The sequence below is a fragment of the Nocardia sp. NPDC004260 genome, assembly GCF_053603155.1.
This window is the reverse complement of sequence record NZ_JBSGEZ010000001.1, coordinates 116,638-133,066: the sequence shown is the minus strand read 5'-3', so window position 1 is coordinate 133,066 and position 16,429 is coordinate 116,638. Positions and strand designations below refer to the sequence as shown.

The 16,429-nt window shown below is 68.1% G+C and carries 15 protein-coding genes and 1 pseudogene; 11 read left to right on the top strand and 5 right to left on the bottom strand.

Going from position 1 to position 16,429, the window contains the following annotated elements:
* Positions 1–14: 14 nt before the first annotated feature.
* A complete protein-coding gene (locus tag ACWEO7_RS00695) occupies positions 15–416 on the bottom strand; it encodes a nuclear transport factor 2 family protein (protein ID WP_452419891.1) in 402 nt (133 codons plus the stop codon).
* 71 nt (positions 417–487) lie between these two features.
* On the opposite strand from ACWEO7_RS00695, the gene ACWEO7_RS00690 reads away from it, so the two are divergent.
* The 3 genes from ACWEO7_RS00690 (at position 488) to ACWEO7_RS00680 (ending at position 3,011) form a co-directional block, all read left to right on the top strand.
* On the top strand, positions 488–1,408 hold the full coding sequence (locus tag ACWEO7_RS00690; RefSeq protein WP_452419890.1) for a LysR family transcriptional regulator: 921 nt from the start codon (positions 488–490) through the stop codon (positions 1,406–1,408).
* Between the two features lie 255 nt (positions 1,409–1,663).
* Positions 1,664–2,380 (top strand): nucleoside/nucleotide kinase family protein, encoded by a 717-nt coding sequence (locus tag ACWEO7_RS00685; RefSeq protein ID WP_452419889.1) that lies wholly within the window; start codon positions 1,664–1,666, stop codon positions 2,378–2,380.
* A gap of 82 nt (positions 2,381–2,462) precedes the next feature.
* A complete protein-coding gene (locus ACWEO7_RS00680) occupies positions 2,463–3,011 on the top strand; it encodes a potassium channel family protein (RefSeq protein ID WP_452419888.1) in 549 nt (182 codons plus the stop codon).
* Between the two features lie 19 nt (positions 3,012–3,030).
* On the opposite strand, the gene pgi is transcribed toward ACWEO7_RS00680, so the two are convergent.
* The gene (gene pgi / locus ACWEO7_RS00675) at positions 3,031–4,668 is read right to left on the bottom strand and encodes a glucose-6-phosphate isomerase (protein WP_452419887.1); all 1,638 of its coding nucleotides are present in this window, start codon (positions 4,666–4,668) and stop codon (positions 3,031–3,033) included.
* 92 nt (positions 4,669–4,760) lie between these two features.
* On the opposite strand from pgi, the gene ACWEO7_RS00670 reads away from it, so the two are divergent.
* Positions 4,761–6,218: an NAD-dependent succinate-semialdehyde dehydrogenase gene (locus tag ACWEO7_RS00670; protein ID WP_452419886.1), complete on the top strand. Its 1,458-nt coding sequence runs from the start codon at positions 4,761–4,763 to the stop codon at positions 6,216–6,218.
* 275 nt (positions 6,219–6,493) lie between these two features.
* Here the strand turns inward: ACWEO7_RS00670 and ACWEO7_RS00665 are convergent, their stop codons facing one another.
* Positions 6,494–6,787 (bottom strand): chorismate mutase, encoded by a 294-nt coding sequence (locus tag ACWEO7_RS00665; RefSeq protein ID WP_062977356.1) that lies wholly within the window; start codon positions 6,785–6,787, stop codon positions 6,494–6,496.
* Between the two features lie 384 nt (positions 6,788–7,171).
* Between ACWEO7_RS00665 and pcrA the strand changes: the two genes are divergently transcribed.
* From pcrA to ACWEO7_RS00650, 3 genes are all read left to right on the top strand, one after another.
* Positions 7,172–9,757, top strand: a complete 2,586-nt coding sequence (pcrA, locus tag ACWEO7_RS00660; RefSeq protein ID WP_452419885.1) for a DNA helicase PcrA — start codon at positions 7,172–7,174, stop codon at positions 9,755–9,757.
* Positions 9,758–9,853: 96 nt separating this feature from the next.
* Positions 9,854–10,240, top strand: coding sequence for a hypothetical protein (locus ACWEO7_RS00655; protein WP_450023092.1), 387 nt, complete (start codon positions 9,854–9,856; stop codon positions 10,238–10,240).
* Positions 10,241–10,347: 107 nt separating this feature from the next.
* Positions 10,348–10,746: a GlcG/HbpS family heme-binding protein gene (locus ACWEO7_RS00650; protein ID WP_452419884.1), complete on the top strand. Its 399-nt coding sequence runs from the start codon at positions 10,348–10,350 to the stop codon at positions 10,744–10,746.
* Positions 10,747–10,779: 33 nt separating this feature from the next.
* Here ACWEO7_RS00650 and ACWEO7_RS00645 read toward each other — a convergent pair whose 3' ends face one another.
* Positions 10,780–11,094: a hypothetical protein gene (locus ACWEO7_RS00645; RefSeq protein ID WP_450023060.1), complete on the bottom strand. Its 315-nt coding sequence runs from the start codon at positions 11,092–11,094 to the stop codon at positions 10,780–10,782.
* A gap of 219 nt (positions 11,095–11,313) precedes the next feature.
* On the opposite strand from ACWEO7_RS00645, the pseudogene ACWEO7_RS00640 reads away from it, so the two are divergent.
* From ACWEO7_RS00640 to ACWEO7_RS00630, 3 genes and pseudogenes are all read left to right on the top strand, one after another.
* A pseudogene (locus tag ACWEO7_RS00640) lies at positions 11,314–11,490 on the top strand (helix-turn-helix domain-containing protein); the annotation flags it as partial.
* 45 nt (positions 11,491–11,535) lie between these two features.
* Positions 11,536–12,558, top strand: a complete 1,023-nt coding sequence (locus ACWEO7_RS00635; RefSeq protein ID WP_452420031.1) for a hypothetical protein — start codon at positions 11,536–11,538, stop codon at positions 12,556–12,558.
* Between the two features lie 307 nt (positions 12,559–12,865).
* Positions 12,866–13,249, top strand: coding sequence for a hypothetical protein (locus tag ACWEO7_RS00630; protein WP_452419883.1), 384 nt, complete (start codon positions 12,866–12,868; stop codon positions 13,247–13,249).
* Positions 13,250–13,417: 168 nt separating this feature from the next.
* On the opposite strand, the gene ACWEO7_RS00625 is transcribed toward ACWEO7_RS00630, so the two are convergent.
* Complete coding sequence (locus ACWEO7_RS00625) at positions 13,418–14,548, bottom strand: M23 family metallopeptidase (RefSeq protein ID WP_452420028.1); 1,131 nt, start codon at positions 14,546–14,548, stop codon at positions 13,418–13,420.
* A 690-nt stretch (positions 14,549–15,238) separates the two neighbouring features.
* Between ACWEO7_RS00625 and sucC the strand changes: the two genes are divergently transcribed.
* A complete protein-coding gene (gene sucC, locus ACWEO7_RS00620) occupies positions 15,239–16,405 on the top strand; it encodes an ADP-forming succinate--CoA ligase subunit beta (protein WP_039801161.1) in 1,167 nt (388 codons plus the stop codon).
* The last annotated feature ends 24 nt before the right edge of the window (positions 16,406–16,429 follow it).

Here is a 16,429-nt window from a genome sequence, read left to right as displayed (position 1 = left end):
GCCGCCCCTGCCTCTCAGGCGGGACGGGTCAGCACGCGTTCGACCAACGCGGTGTCGCAGTACTCGACCACCTCGCGCAGTTTCCCGTCGGCGACCCGAAAGACGAAGCAATAGGTCTGGTTGTAGGTTTCCCCGCGCGTGGTCACGGCCTCGGCGCGGGCCTGCACGACGACGCGGTCGTCGGCTGCGACGATCGTGTCCGCGGCCGAGCGGTATTCGGTGAACTGAGCCATCAGCGGACGCAGGAGTCCTTCCAGCACAGCTGGTTTCGGCTGCCACGTACCGCTCCAGGACCAGTCGCCGGGGAAGACCCAGCGGAAGTCGTCGGCCATGGCGTCGCTGAGTGCGCGGGTGTTGCCGAGGGACATCTGCTCGAAGATGTCGGTGAGCAGCCTCTTGTTGTCGATCGCGGTCATGCCCACGACGCTAGGGCGGTACGAGGTATGCGACAAGCGACTGTCTCGCATATATGGTATGAGAATTACGCATGGATGAGTTCACCGTCGCCGGTCTCCGGGTGATGCGGGAAGCCGCCGCCTGCGGATCCTTCTCGACGGCCGCGGAGAACCTCGGTTACACCCAGTCCGCGGTGTCCAGGCAGATCGCGCTCATGGAGCGGGCGGCGGGCCGCGCGCTGTTCGAGCGACACGCCCGCGGCGTGCAGCCCACCGAGGCGGGGCGGATCGTGCTGCGGCACGCGGACGTGATCCTCGGCGAACTGGAGCAGGCCCGGCACGACATCCGTCATCTCACGGCGCGCCCGGCGGGCCGTCTGCGCGTCGGTGCGTTCTCCACCGCGATGGCCGCCTTGGTGCCCGGGGCGATCTCCGCGACCCGTGACCGGCAGGTGCGGATCTCGCTGCGCGAGGGGCTCAGTCCCAGGCTGCTCACCGCCGTCTCGCGCGGACGCCTCGACCTCGCCGTGGTGACCGCGCCGGACCCCTTGCCCTCCGGCGTGGAGATCGAACCCCTGGTGGACGATCCGTTGCTGGTCGCGGTCCCGCCCACCCATCCGCTCGCGGGCGCCACCAGCGCGACCCCCGAGGTATTGCGCGATGAGCGATGGATCGCGGGCAGCCAGGAGCCGTCCGCCACCCTCCTCGGTGCTTGGCGCGACCCGGACTGGGAGCCGGACATCGCGTTCGTCGCGCGTGATTGGTTCGCCAAACTCGGTCTCGTCGCGGCCGGACTCGGTATCACGGTGGTCCCCGGCATCGCCGTCCCCGTGCTGCCGCCGACCGTCGCGCTGCTGCGCATCGACCATCCCGCCGCGGTTCGGCGCACGGTCATCGCGCATCGTGGCGACCGCGGAGCCGCCGAATCGCGCGGTGCGTTCACCGAAGCGCTGCGCGACCGTGCGGCCGAGTTGTCCGCCCAGGTACGCCAGCGCCTTCGCGCCGGCGTCTGATCGCCGCGTTGTTCTCGTGGGCCGGAACCACGGGGGCCGGCGCCGCGAATGGACACGGCGACAAGCCCGCGCCGCATACGCGTCCGCCTCCCGCTTTCCTGGTGCGTGATCCGCGCCATGCCCAGCTGGGGCCGGGCAAGCGCCCGTGCGCGTGGCATCACTCTGTGGAGGAGTGTGGATAACCTTCGCGAAGCGCGAGCGCCGGTCAGCGGAAGTGGCGATCCGAAACGGTGGACCGCCGGTAGTGTGGCGGCGGTGGCAGGGCAGTTCGTCGACAGACCGTTGAGCTGGCTGGTCCGGCGGGTGCTGGATCGGGCCGGGCGGGGAAGGTATCTGCTCGGCATCACGGGGCCGCCCGGCGCGGGCAAATCCGCCTTGTCGGTCGCGTTGCGCGACGCGATCAATACCGAGGCGGGCGGAGCGGTCGCCGAAATCGCGCCCATGGACGGATTCCACCTGACCAACGACGTCCTGCGGGCGGCGGGAAGCCTTGCGCGCAAAGGCGAGCCGGATACCTTCGACGTCGACGGTTACGTTTCGGAGCTGCGCCGCCTGCGCGCCACTCCTGTAGGCGAGCCGGTGCCGTGGCCCACATTCGACCGGTCCATCGATGCCCCGGTTCCCGGTGGCGTGGTGTTCGACCGGCAGTCAATCGTCCTCACCGAGGGCAACTACCTGCTGCTCGACGACTTCGGGACGCGGCGGTGGTCCGCGGTTCGCCCATTGCTGGACGAGTGCTGGTACCTGGACGCCGCGCGCGATGCGATCGAGAATCGCCTGCTGGACCGGCACATTCGCGGTGGCCGCACCCCTGCGGCGGCACACGACAAAGTGCACCACAGCGACTTGCGCAACGCTGACCTGATCGCGACCACCCGCGAGCGAGCCGACCTCTTGTTGCGCTGGCATGCGGGAGGCTATGCGGTGGCCGGTCCGCCCGGGGCATCAGCAGTCGATCCGAGCGTCTCGTAGTCGACGCATCTCTGGGATCGCGACGCGCACCGTCCGGCGCGTGCGGCGTCTCTTGCGCTCCACCTGGGCCGATGATGGAGGAATGACGGAGAATCGCGCAGTCGGCAGGTTGTCGCGTGCCTTGCACAACCTGCTGGCCGTGGTGTGCGCTCTGCTGTTCTACTACTTCCTGCCGCTGAAGGCCCTGCATCTGGGCCGGTTGTCCGGCGTGTCGGCGTTGCTCGCGTTCGTCGTCGGCGTCGCGGGCTTGATCTGGCTGGCCCGGTGGCGCATCCGGCGGTACATCATGGATCCGCGCGCGACCGTCGGGCGCATCAACGACGTGCTGCTCGTGGTCTGCGTCGTCGTCACGTTCTTCGCCCTGTACTACTACGTGCTGGAATCGCGCGCACCCGGCCAGTTCGAGGGTCTGCACACGCGGACCGACGCGCTCTACTACACGATCGTCACGCTGGGCACGATCGGCTACGGCGACGTGCACGCGGTGGGGACCGCCGCGAAGGTGGCCACCATGGTGCAGGTCGCCTTCGACCTGGGCGTCATCGGCATTCTGATCGCGATATCGACCTCACACATCATCCAGCAGTTGAACGAGGCACAGCGCGACCGTCCGACGGGCGGCGGCGACTAGCGCCGAGCGTCGCACGCGATCAGCGGTGGGCGCGGTACCAGCGAATGAGCGAATCGGTCGACGAGTCCTCCTGCGGTTCGGGCTCTTCCGCCGACGTGAGCAGCGGCGCCAAGGCGAGCGCCTGTTGTTTGCCGAGTTCGACACCCCACTGGTCGAAACTGTCGATGCCCCAGATCGTGCCCTCCACGAAGACCTGATGCTCGTAGAGCGCGATCAGCTGACCGACGACCGACGGGGTGAGTCGCGGCGCGAGGATGGTGGTGGAGGGACGGTTCCCCGGCATCACCTTGTGCGGCACGAGCGCCGGATCGGTGCCCTCGGCGGCGATCTCCTCCGCGGTCTTGCCGAAGGCGAGCACTTTGGTCTGCGCGAACAGATTGCTCATCAGGATGTCGTGCATCCTGCCGGTGCCGTCGCTGGTCGCCAGATCGTCGGTGGGCTGGGCGAATCCGATGAAATCCGCCGGGACGAGGCGGGTGCCCTGGTGCAGCAATTGGTAGAAGGCGTGCTGGCCGTTGGTGCCCGGTTCACCCCAGAAGATCTCGCCGGTGGAGGTGGTGACCGGGGTGCCGTCGGCTCGGACCGACTTCCCGTTGGACTCCATGGTCAACTGCTGCAGGTAGGCGGGGAAGCGGGCCAGATCGTTCGAGTACGGCAGCACCGCATGCGATTCCGCGCCGAAGAAGTTCGAGTACCAGACACCGAGCAGGCCCAGCAGCACCGGAGCGTTCGCCTCCAGCGGCGCCTCGGCGAAATGCCGATCCACCGCGTGCATACCCGCGAGGAACTCGGCGAAGCGCTCCTTGCCGACAGTCGCCATCACCGACAGGCCGATCGCCGAGCCCACCGAGTAGCGGCCGCCGACCCAGTCCCAGAAACCGAACATGTTCGCGGTGTCGATCCCGAATTCCGCGACCCGCTCGGCATTGGTGGACACCGCGACGAAGTGTTGAGCCACGGCGCCCTCGCCGAGCGCGGCGACCAGCCAGCGCCGGGCCCCGGTCGCGTTGGTGAGCGTCTCCAGGGTGGAGAAGGTCTTGGACGCGACGATGAACAGCGTGGTGGCCGGGTCGAGCCCGTCGAGTTTCGCGACCAGGTCGGCGGGATCGACGTTGGAGACGAACCTGGCGGCGATGCCCGCGTCCTCGTAGTGCCGCAGCGCCTGGTGCACCATGGCCGGCCCCAGATCCGATCCGCCGATGCCGATGTTGACCACCGTCGTGATGCGCTCGCCGGTCGCCCCGCGCCACGCGCCGGAGCGCAGCGCGTCGGTGAACTCGCCCATCCGCCGCAGCACCTCGTGCACTTCGGCGCCCGCGTCGACGCCGTCGATGATCATGGTCTCGCCTTCCGGCAACCGCAGGGCGACATGGCCGACCGCGCGGTCCTCGGAGGTGTTGATGTGCTCGCCACGGAACATCGCGTCGCGACGATCGGGCACGCCCGCCTCGCGCGCCAAATCCACCAGCAGGTGCAGGGTTTCGCGGTTCACGCGGTGTTTGCTGTAGTCGATGTGCAGGTCCGCCGCCTGGACGGTCAGCTCGCTGCCCCGGGCCGGGTCGTCGGCGAAGAACTCCCTCAGGTGTCGTCCCGCGACGGTGCCGTGGTGATCGTGCAGTTTCCGCCATGCCGCCGTCGCGGTGATGTCGCTGCTCACGTTCGCCGAGACTACAAGCAGGCACCGCCGCGCGCACGGCTGCGGGCGCGGAGAGTCGGATGTGTTCCCCTCATCAGGCATAGGCTGGCGTCATGGTGTCCGAACGTGAACTTCTCGAATCCGTGCCGACGCAGTTGTGGATCGGAGGGCGTCCGGTCGACGCCACCGGGGCGGGTACCTTCCCTGTGCACAATCCCGCGACCGGCGAAGTGCTGACGCGCGTCGCGGACGCGACACCGGAAGACGCGCTGCGCGCACTCGACGCGGCCGTCGCGGTGCAGGACGAGTGGGCGGCCACGCCCGCCAGGGAGCGCGGGGAGATCCTGCGCGCGGTGTTCGAGCAGATCACCGCCCGCGCGGAGGAGTTCGCGCTGCTGATGACCCTGGAAATGGGCAAGGCGCTGCCGGAGAGCCGCAACGAGGTGCGCTACGGCGCCGAATTCTTCCGCTGGTTCAGCGAGGAGGCCGCCCGCGTGCACGGACGCTACCTGCACGCGCCTTCGGGGACCGGCCGGATCATGGTGCACAAGCAGCCGGTCGGCCCCTGTCTGGCGATCACCCCGTGGAATTTCCCGCTCGCGATGGGCACGCGCAAGATCGGCCCCGCGCTGGCGGCGGGCTGCACGATGATCGTCAAGCCCGCCTCGGCGACGCCGCTGACCATGCTGCTGCTCGGCAAGCTGTGCAGCGAGGCGGGACTGCCCGACGGCGTGCTTTCGGTGCTCACCTCCAGCCGCTCCGGCGCGGTGACCCAACCGCTGCTCGACGACGCCCGGCTGCGCAAGCTCACCTTCACCGGCTCCACCGAGGTGGGCAAGAAGCTGGTGGAGAAATCCGCGAACCGGCTGCTGCGCACCTCGATGGAACTCGGCGGGAACGCGCCGTTCGTGGTGTTCGCCGACGCCGACGTCGATGCCGCGGTGCAGGGCGCGATGCTGGCGAAACTGCGCAACGGCGGCGAGGCGTGCACTGCCGCCAATCGCTTCCACGTGCACAACAGCGTGCTCGAGGAGTTCACCACCAAGCTGGTCGAGGCGATATCGAGCAGCGTGCGGCTCGGGCCGGGCGCCGACCCGGACACGACGCTGGGCCCGCTGATCAACGAGGAGCAACTGCGCACGGTCGGCGAATTGGTCGACGATGCCGTCGCGAAGGGCGCACAGGTGCTGATCGGCGGCAAGGCGCCCGAAGGTCCCGGCTGGTACTACCCGGCCACCGTGCTGCGCGACGTCCCGCCGCAAGCCAGGATCTTGCGCGAGGAGGTCTTCGGCCCGGTCGCGCCGATCGTCGGCTTCGACACCGAGGAAGAGGGGCTCGCCGCCGCCAACAACACCGAATTCGGGCTGGTGAGCTACGTCTACACCCGCGACCTCGATCGCGCGCTGCGGATCGCCGAGGGTTTGGAATCCGGCATGGTGGGCGTCAACCGCGGCGTCATCTCCGATCCCGCCGCCCCCTTCGGCGGCGTCAAGGAGTCCGGCTTCGGCCGGGAGGGCGGCACCGAGGGGATCGAGGAGTACCTGTCCACCAAATACATCGCGCTCACGTGAGAGCGTGCCGCGGGTTCCGAACTGCCGAAGGCGACCGCCCACACCCCCATGCTTTGGGGGGAAGACTTCGTCGAAGCGGAACGTCTCGAAGCCGAGTTGAGGGCCGACCCGCGTGTCCTGAACGATTCCACCGCAGGGGAGGGACCGTCCGCGGAACCCGGATAGCGTCGGTGCGCGGGCATGTGGCGGACATGAAGCGACCGCCCCGGGGTGCTCGACACCCGGGGCGGCCTGTTCGGAAGCGACGGTCTCGCGAGCGCCGCGTGGCTATCGGTTCAGTGGCCGAGACGACCGCGGCCGAGGCGTAACAGCAACATGGCGAGGGTGTGGCCCTCTTGACCGAGCTCGCTGAAGCGCTCCAGCACCTTCATCTCGCGACTGTGCACGAGGCGCGGCCCGCCTGACGCCATGCGCGTCCGGCCGATGATCCGGGAGATCTCCGTCCGGCGCTTGATCGCGGCCAGGATCTCCGCGTCGAGACGGTCGATCTCCTTGCGGAGCTTGTCGATCTCGGCCTCGGTCTGCGGCAGCGCGGATTCGGACCCGGTCGTCGTGGCAGGGGTGCTCATCATTCATCTCCTCGTGTCAGAACATGGATCGGCGGGTGCCGACGGCTCGTTACCGATCAGTTCTTTCACCGTGAAACAGACCTGGTGGGGCCTTGTATTGTCCCCCCAGAAGGCGTGCTCAGGTACAGGCTCCGCGATCCCGGCGTTCGGCTGGCAGCCGAATCGGACGTCTTGCGAAAGCGCTGAGCATGTCGCCAGTGTGCCACGGGCAGGGGGGTATGCAAAACGTATCCGTTTGGCAATGTCGCGAGAAACGCAGGTCGTTTCGCCCGCCCTTCCCACCCGGGGGAGTTCACCCGCCGTTCAGTCGACCGGCGCCGAACCGATACCGACGTCACCCGGGGCTTCATCTCTGTCGGTGCCCGCCGGTAGCGTGGATGGACGATGGACATCACGGTGGCTCCCAAGACGCAGGGCGGTCGGGTCGTGCACCCGGATCCCACATCGAAATCGCAGCTCGCCGGCGGTAACGCGGCGGAGGGGTGGCAGCCTGCCTCCGTTCCCGAGGCGCCGCCCACGGACGCCGAGCGCGAACGGCAGCGCGTCGAGCGGGAACAGCGGCGCGCCGAGGAGGCCGAGCGCCTGCTCGACGGCCTCAATCCACAGCAGCGCGCGGCGGTGGTGCACACCGGATCCCCGCTGCTCATCGTGGCGGGCGCGGGCTCGGGCAAGACGGCCGTGCTCACCCGCCGCATCGCCTACCTGCTGGCCGCCCGCGGTGTCACGCCGGGCCAGGTGCTGGCCATCACATTCACCAACAAAGCCGCCGCGGAGATGCGGGAGCGGGTGACCGGGCTGGTCGGCCCGCGGGCGAACGCCATGTGGGTGTCGACGTTCCACTCCAGTTGCGTCCGCATCCTGCGCACCCAGGCGGCGCTGCTGCCCGGCCTGAACTCGAACTTCTCGATCTACGACGCGGACGACTCGCGGCGCCTGCTCACCATGATCAGCCGCGACCTGGACATCGACGCCAAGAAGTACTCGGCGCGCCTGCTCGCGACGGCGATCTCGAACCTCAAGAACGAACTCATCGACCCGGCCCGTGCCACCGCCGACGCGGAATCGGACGACACGGAGCTGCCCGGCCTGGTGGCCAAGGTCTACACCGAATATCAGCGCAGGCTGCGCTCGGCGAACGCGCTGGACTTCGACGACCTGATCGGCGAGACCGTGGCGCTGTTGCAGCATCACCCGCAGGTCGCCGAGTACTACCGCCGCCGGTTCCGGCACGTGCTGGTGGACGAGTACCAGGACACCAACCACGCGCAGTACGTCTTGGTCCGCGAGCTGGTCGGCCACCACGTGGAAGGCGGCGACGAGGACCGGGTGCCGCCGAGCGAACTGTGTGTGGTGGGTGACGCCGATCAGTCCATCTACGCCTTCCGCGGCGCGACGATCCGCAATATCGAGGAGTTCGAGCGCGACTTCCCCGACGCCGAAACCATTCTGCTGGAGCAGAACTACCGCTCCACCCAGCACATCCTCTCCGCCGCCAACGCGGTGATCTCGCGCAACGAGAACCGGCGCGAGAAGAAGCTGTGGACCGATTCCGGCGAGGGCGACCTGATCACCGGTTACGTCGCCGACAACGAACACGACGAGGCGTCCTTCGTCGCCCGCGAGATCGACCGGCTGGTCGACCAGGGCGAGGCCAACTACGGCGACGTCGCGGTGTTCTACCGCACCAACAACAACTCCCGCGCGCTGGAAGAGATCTTCATCCGGATGGGCCTGCCCTACAAGGTGGTCGGCGGCGTCCGCTTCTACGAGCGCAAAGAGGTGCGCGACGTGGTCGCCTACCTGCGCGTGCTGGAGAACCCGGAGGATGCGGTGAGCATGCGCCGCATCCTCAATACGCCCCGCCGCGGCATCGGTGACCGAGCCGAAGCCTGCGTGGCGGTCCATGCCGAACAGCGCGGGATCGGTTTCGCCGCCGCCCTGCGCGACGCCGCCGAAGGCAAGGTGGCACTGCTGAACACACGCGCTCAGCGCGCCATCGCCGGCTTCCTCGAGCTGCTCGACGACATCAGGGCCGCGGGCGAGCAAGCGGAGTCCGACTTCCCCGACCTGGGCAACGTCGTCGACGCGGTGCTCGAGCGCACCGGTTATCGCGCCGAGCTGGAGGCGTCCGACGATCCGCAGGACGGCGCCCGGCTGGACAACCTCAACGAGTTGGTCAGCGTCGCGCGCGAGTTCAGCTCCGAGGCGCACAACAACGCGGAGGCCGCCCGGCAGGAGGGGCTGTTGCCCGAGGTGGGCGAGGGGGAGCCGGATCCCGGTTCGCTCGCCGCGTTCCTCGAGCGGGTTTCGCTGGTGGCCGATACCGACCAGATTCCGGACGAGGGCTCCGGGGTGGTCACGATGATGACGCTGCACACCGCCAAGGGGCTGGAATTCCCGGTGGTGTTCGTGACGGGTTGGGAAGACGGCCAGTTCCCGCACATGCGTGCACTCGGTGATCCGACCGAGCTGGCCGAGGAACGCCGCCTCGCCTACGTCGGCATCACCAGGGCCCGTCAGCGGCTGTATCTGACGCGGGCGGTGGTGCGTTCCGGCTGGGGCCAGCCGGTGTCGAACCCGGAATCGCGCTTCCTCCAGGAGATTCCGGGTCACCTCATCGACTGGCGTCGGCTCGAGCCCGCCGGTTCACCCGCGACGAGGGGTCTGCGGCGGCGTGGCGGGGACGACGACGGGCTGGAGCGGGACTGGACCCGCGGCGACGGCTGGGCGGAGCCGCGTCCCGGCTTGCGTGATCGCGGTCCGCGCAGGCCCGCTCCCGGCGGCGCGACCCGCAACAACACGAATTTGGTCCTCGCCGTGGGCGATCGGGTCAGCGACGACAAGTACGGTCTCGGCCGCGTGATCGCGGCGGAGGGCTTCGGCCCACTGGCCACGGTGACCATCGACTTCGGCACCGCGGGCAAGATCCGGTTGATCCCGCAGTACAGCCGGACGTTGGTCAAGCTATAAGCCGCGTGGGCCTTTCGACCCTGCTCCTATCCACGTCGCGCCGGTAGCGTCCGCGACGTGGATACGACCGCACAGCATCTCCTGTGGTTCCTGCCCATGCTCTGGCTCGGCATGGTGCTGGCCATCTCGTTCCTGGAAGCGCCGCTGAAGTTCCGCGCCCCAGGGGTCACGCTGGCGCTCGGCCTCGGGATCGGCCGCTTGGTGTTCCGTGCGCTGAACACCGTGGAGGCCGTGCTCGCGGTGCTGTTGGTGCTCGCCGCAGTGATCGTCGGCCCCGGCGCGGCGACGTGGGCGTGGCTGTGCGTCGCCGCGGCAGTGCTGGCCGTTCAAATCGTGGTGGTGCGCCCGCCGCTCTCACGCCGCTCCGATCGCGTGCTGGCGGGCGAGAAACTGCCGCGCTCCCACGCCCACTACTGGTACATCGGCCTGGAGGTCGTCAAGGTCGTCACGCTGGTCGGCCTCGCGATCGCAGCGGCGCCGTAGAGCGGCCGCTGTCCTCCGTCCCCTACCACCATGCGCGCGGACCCGGCCCTTCTCGTGCTCTTTCTCGACCCTCCGACCTTCTTGCGGTGGTGCGTCATTCTGGACCCATGACGATCTCGCTCGAGCGAGCCGAGTCGGTGGTCGCCGCCGCACGGCGAGCCGCGACCGACCGCGGGAAAACGGTCACGATCGCAGTGGTCGACGCCGACGGCAATCTGATGGCATTCGCGCGCATGCCCGGCGCTTCGCTGCCCACCATCGACTCCGCCCAGCACAAAGCTGCCGCCGCGATCGCACTCGGCTTCGACACCATTCAGATGGCCCCGCTCAACGACCTGGGGCATCTGCTGCCCGGAGCGGTGTCCTCGGGCGAACCGTTCGTGCCGCACGGCGGCGGTGTCCTGATCAGAACGGGCGGCGTCCTGCTCGGTGCGCTCGGAGTGTCCGGCGCGACAACCCCGATCGTCGATCACAAGATTGCGTCGGCGGCCGTTCGGTCGGGGTGAATACCCATACCCGCCGGTGCCCCTCCCGGCCGTTCAGCGCTGTTCACGCGAAGTGTCCGGCTTCATGCGCCCGGCGTCGATGAGCGTCTGCCGGGCCGCTGCCTTACGCGGGCATTGATCGGCTCGGCATGCCCTGTGCCGTTGCATGGTCTGATGCGCTTCCGGAACGCTCAACGGCGTTTCGGGAGCTTCATGCGGCCAACCGGTAGGCCACAGCCCGGGCTCGGGCCGCTCGGCGCTGATCCGTTCGCGTTCGCGTGCGGCGCGCCATTCGGCGGCCACCCGATCGATGATCGCTTGCGCCGACATGTCGTCCTGCTCGCCGTCTCGCCACCAGTTGAACCCCATCGCGTTTCACCCCTGCTGTTCTCGTTTGTTACTTGGGTGCACGCCACCCGGCGAGGTGGTGGTCACCGCGGGCCGCTCACGGCGGGCGGTGCGTCCGTTCCGGGCGGCGGAACAGACGCGCCCGCCGGGTGGGTGCGGCTGCAAGCGTCGCGCGTAAAACTTCGCTCTGGACTGGGAAAACGGCTACAGCGCGTCTACTGATCCGCCTACGATTCACGCATGGGGACGGACGGGGGGTTTCCTCCTGATATCGGGGAACGTCTGCGAGCCGCCAGGCAGGCGGCGGGCCTTTCGCTGGCCGAACTGGCAGTGCGCATACCGTTTTCGCGCAGTTACCTGGGGCATGTCGAGACGGGAACGCGCGCCGCCTCGGCCGACGTGGTCGCTGCGTATACGCGCGCATGCGGCGAAATGACATGCGACCCTGCCACACTGGTCAGTATGTTGGGCCGAGCGGATGTCGACCGGCGGTCGTTCCTCCGCACATCTGTCTACAGCGCCGCACTCTCCGCGACAGCGCTGGTGGCGCAGTCCGATATGGCCCGGTTGGTCCGCGTCGATGAATCGACGCACGCCGGCATGCCGGAAGTCCGTGCCGTCCAGGGAATCACGGATGCCTTCCTGCGCATGGACGAAGTCAAAGGCGGCGGCATCGGCCGAACCGCCGTCGCCGAATTCCTGAGTACCGACGTGGCGTCGCTGCTGCGCTCGCGGTTCGCCGATTCGACGGTCCGTTCCGCCGCCTTCAGCGCCGCCGCCGAATTGGCCTACCTGGCGGGTTTCAAAGCGCACGACGCCGGGGAGGACGGCATCGCGCAGCGGTATTTCCTGTCGGCGTTTCGGCTGGCGGAGGAAAGCCAGATGCCCGGCCAAGACGCATGGGTGCTGCGCATCCTCGCCATGCAAGGAACGGATATCGGCCAGCCGAACTTCAGTCCCGTCCTCGCCGAAGCGGCCGTAACTCGGGACGGCGGCCAACTCGGACCAGATGCGACGGCATTGCTCACAATCGCTGTCGCCCGCTGTCACGCCGAAACCGGCGACCACGGCCGAGCACTGGCTGCTCTGCGGACCGCCGAACCACACATAACTCCTGACCTGACCAGCGAACAACCCCGCTGGGTGTCGATGTGGTGCCCGAACAAGGGCACGGTCGTGGACCAGGCCGCGAAGACGTTTCTTGCTCTGGGCGACCTCGCCAATGCCGAACGTTATTACGAGCTCGCCACCGACATCTGGGATCGCGAGACTCACGCCCGCGTGTGGGCGCTCAGCGCTGCCGAAACCGGGCTGCTGCACTGGAAACGCGGCAAGCACACCGATGCCGTCGACATGTGGCGCTCCGCCTTACCCGCGTTGCGCGCCGTCAATTCCGCGCGTACCACTACTGCCTTGTGCAAGATTCGCCGCACGGCCCCCGAACTATTCGAGGACGCAGCCCCCACCGGCACCCCCGCCCCGTGAGCCCGGCGCCGCGCCGACATCGCAAAGGGTATGTGAAAGGTCGCTCCGGAATTGCTCGCCAGCACGGCAACATGACAGTGCACAGTACGTTTGGCGGTCCGTTGCCCCGTTGCCCCGTTGCCCCGTTGCTCAACGCTCTCCAGCTCAGGCCAGTGGCCGTGACCTCCGCCCGGATGGGTTCGGCGCACGTCGGCATGCCGGACTGGGCGTGGCACCCAGAACGGCCGCGCCAGTAAATCGGGTGACGGCTTGCTCGTATGGTCGTAGCCTTCGCGACGTAGCCCGCTTGTACCGTCGAGGACGCCTAATGATCAGCGAAACGATTCCCATGTGGACCTCCCAGCGCACGCTAGTTCCCCTGCGCGATTTGCTCGAGTTGTTCCCGCCGAACAACTGGCGATGGGTGGTCGAGGAGTTCGATGGAACGTTCGGTCGATTGCCCACCGGTATCACTCGTCCCGCCTGGGCACAGTTCCAGGAGATGGTGTCCGCCGGTGCAGTGGCATTCGATTGGGATGGAATCCAACAGTTCGCGGACGGTGTTGATCAGATGATCGATGGCCGAATTGTCGCGACCGATGAGAACCACACCACTGTGGTTCAGTTGGACGCGTTCGACAGCACGGAATACGAAATCGTCATCGATCCAGGCTGGAGCGGAGCGGCTGCGTTCGTTTCCGCTGTCCGGTGACCGGACTGCTGCGAGCAGCTATGTGCTGCAACCGGTTTCGCACCCGCATTCATCGTGCTCGAACACAGCGGAGGATCGTACATCTACCTCTGGCTTGTGCGATCCATGGTCCGCCGGGTTGCGGCCCGCCGACTGGGAAGGCGCGTCAGGCAAGCGTCGACGCGGCGCTCAGTCGCGCTGCGGGCCGAGGCTGATGCCACGGGTGGCCAGCCAGGGCAGCGGGTCGACCTTGTCGGTGCCGTTCAACCAGACCTCGAAGTGGCAGTGCGGGCCGGTGGAGAACCCGCGGTTGCCGATCGTGGCGATCTGGTCACCGGCGAGCACACGCTGGCCCGCCGACACCGTGGCGGTGTCGATGTGGCCGTAGATGGTGATGGTGCCGTCGTCGTGCAGCAGGCGGACCCACATGCCGAAGCCCGACGCGGGACCGGCCTCGATCACGGTGGCGTCGGCCACGGCGTAGATCGGGGTGCCGATCGGGCCCGCGATGTCGATGCCCAGGTGCTGCACGCCCCAGCGGGCGCCGAAGCCGGAGGTGAACGTGCCCGCGGCGAACTTGGTGAACAGCGGGCGAAGCTTCGAGGACTCCTGTGCGGCGAGGTCCTCGGCGTACTTCTGGCCCTTTTGCAGAATGTCGTTGAACTGATCGAGGTTGGCCGGCGCGGAAACGCTCAGCACCTGCGGTGAGTCCAGCGCCGCCGTCGGGTCGGCCACGTTCATCGACTGCGCGGCGATCTCGTGAATCTGCCCCGCGGCTTCGTAGTCGACCGCCTGCGAGGGCTGGTCGGGGGAGGCGAACGCGGCTTGACCGGCCGCTACGACAGCGCCCGCGGCGACGGCCGCCACCGCGGCGCGGCCCTTGAGCGCGGCGGGCGGCGCGGCCACCCGGTGCGCGCCACCGCGCTTGTTCGTGGCGCGGCGCCCCGGGATGACGGTCGGAAGAGCACGTGCACCCGGCTCCTCGTCGGACTCGGGCTCGGCGGTCTCGGTCGCCCAGGACTCCTCGGGAGCCCAGCAGCCGGTGTCGGACACCCAGGCCTGCTCGTCGGGCGCCCAGGTCTCCTCTTCGGCCCACGCCTCGCCGGAGTTCCACGCCTCGCCGGAGTTCCACGCCTCGCCGGAGTTCCACGCCTCGCCATCGGACCAGGCCTCCTGCTGGGCCCAATCTTGCTGCGACCAAGCGTTGTTCGTGGCCCAGGAGTTGTCGGAGGCCGCGTTCGCGTGGACCGACTGGTCGTAGCCCCCGTCGTGGACGGGCGACTCGGTCTCGAAGCCGTATCCGGCGCCGGCGGCCTGCAAGTCGTACTCGCCCTGCGGAGCCTCGTACCCGGCGTAGTGCGGGTCGAACGATGGCTCGGCGTAGCTCGCCGGGGCGAAGGACTCGTCGTCGGGGCGGTAACGATGTCCCGTCCGCGAGCGATCAGTGGGAGCGAAGGTGGAACTGTGGTTCATCGGCGGTGCCACATCGTGAAGCTGGTGGAACTTGGAAGCCGCCTGACCAGCGGCGTCGATCGGTCGAATGCGGAGCGGCTCTCCGTCTGCGGAGCGCTGTGCTGCGTCAAAGCTTGCCGTCCTCCTAGTCGTGACCGTGTTGTGACATCGACCGCATTGACGGTAACGAAACGATTGAGCCGCGACAAGCGGTGCGCAGCTTCCGTAACAAACATGTGAGATTGATCACGCTTTCCCCGTGGAAGATCTCACTGCGGTATGGGCACTCCGGAGAGGTCGTTCAACGACAAGTTGTAGTAGATTCCGGCGCGCTCCCGGGTTCGGTCCTCTACCTGGCGCGGTGTCAGCAACCTACTCGCCAGTAGCGTTGGCCAGCGGTTTTGCCGCTCCGGACGACGCCGGGTGACCTGCGCCACTTAGGATGAACGTGGCCGATTGGCCCTCCATGTGACTGGTTAGAGTCCGACCCGACCCGCTTCCGACGTCGGGCCGCCAACAAAGACGTTGTCATCACAACGCAGACGAGACGGTGAGTACATGGATCTCTTCGAATATCAGGCGAAGGAGCTCTTCGTTAAGCACGGAGTGCCTTCGTCCGAGGGCCGCGTCACGGACACGGCCGAGGACGCCCGCGCCATCGCGGAGGAAATCGGCAAGCCGGTGATGATCAAGGCCCAGGTGAAGGCCGGTGGCCGTGGCAAGGCCGGTGGCGTCAAGTACGCCGCGACCCCGGACGACGCGCTCACGCACGCGCAGAACATCATCGGCCTGGACATCAAGGGCCACATCACCAAGAAGATCCTGGTGGCCGAGGCCAAGGACATCGCGGAGGAGTACTACATCTCCTTCCTGCTGGACCGGGCCAACCGGACCTACCTGGCCATGTGCTCGGTCGAGGGCGGCATGGAGATCGAAGAGGTCGCCGCGACCAAGCCGGAGCGGCTGGCGAAGGTTCCGGTCGACGCGGTCAAGGGCGTCGACCTGGCGTTCGCGCGCTCGATCGCCGAGCAGGGCCACCTGCCCGCCGACGTGCTGGACGCCGCCGCCGTGACCATCCAGAAGCTGTGGGAGGTGTTCGTCGCGGAGGACGCCACCCTGGTTGAGGTCAACCCGCTGGTGCGCACCCCGCAGGACGAGATCCTCGCGCTGGACGGCAAGGTCACCCTCGACGAGAACGCCGGATTCCGCCACCCGGAGCACGAGGCGTTCGCGGACAAGGACGCGACCGACCCGCTCGAGCTCAAGGCCAAGGAGAACGACCTCAACTACGTCAAGCTCGACGGTGAGGTCGGCATCATCGGCAACGGCGCGGGTCTGGTCATGTCCACGCTGGACGTCGTCGCCTACGCGGGCGAGGGCCACGGCGGCGTGAAGCCGGCCAACTTCCTGGACATCGGCGGCGGCGCCTCGGCCGAGGTGATGGCAGCGGGTCTGGACGTCATCCTGAACGACAGCCAGGTCAAGAGCGTGTTCGTCAACGTGTTCGGCGGCATCACCGCGTGTGACGCGGTCGCCAACGGCATTGTGAAGGCGCTGGAGATCCTGGGCGACGAGGCCAACAAGCCGCTGGTCGTCCGCCTGGACGGCAACCGCGTCGACGAGGGCCGCAAGATCCTGGCCGACGCAAACCACCCGCTGGTGACGCTGGCGCAGACAATGGACGAAGGCGCCGACAAGGCCGCCGAACTGGCAGCCGCCCGATAACGACGGCCGAGTAAGGACGAAAAG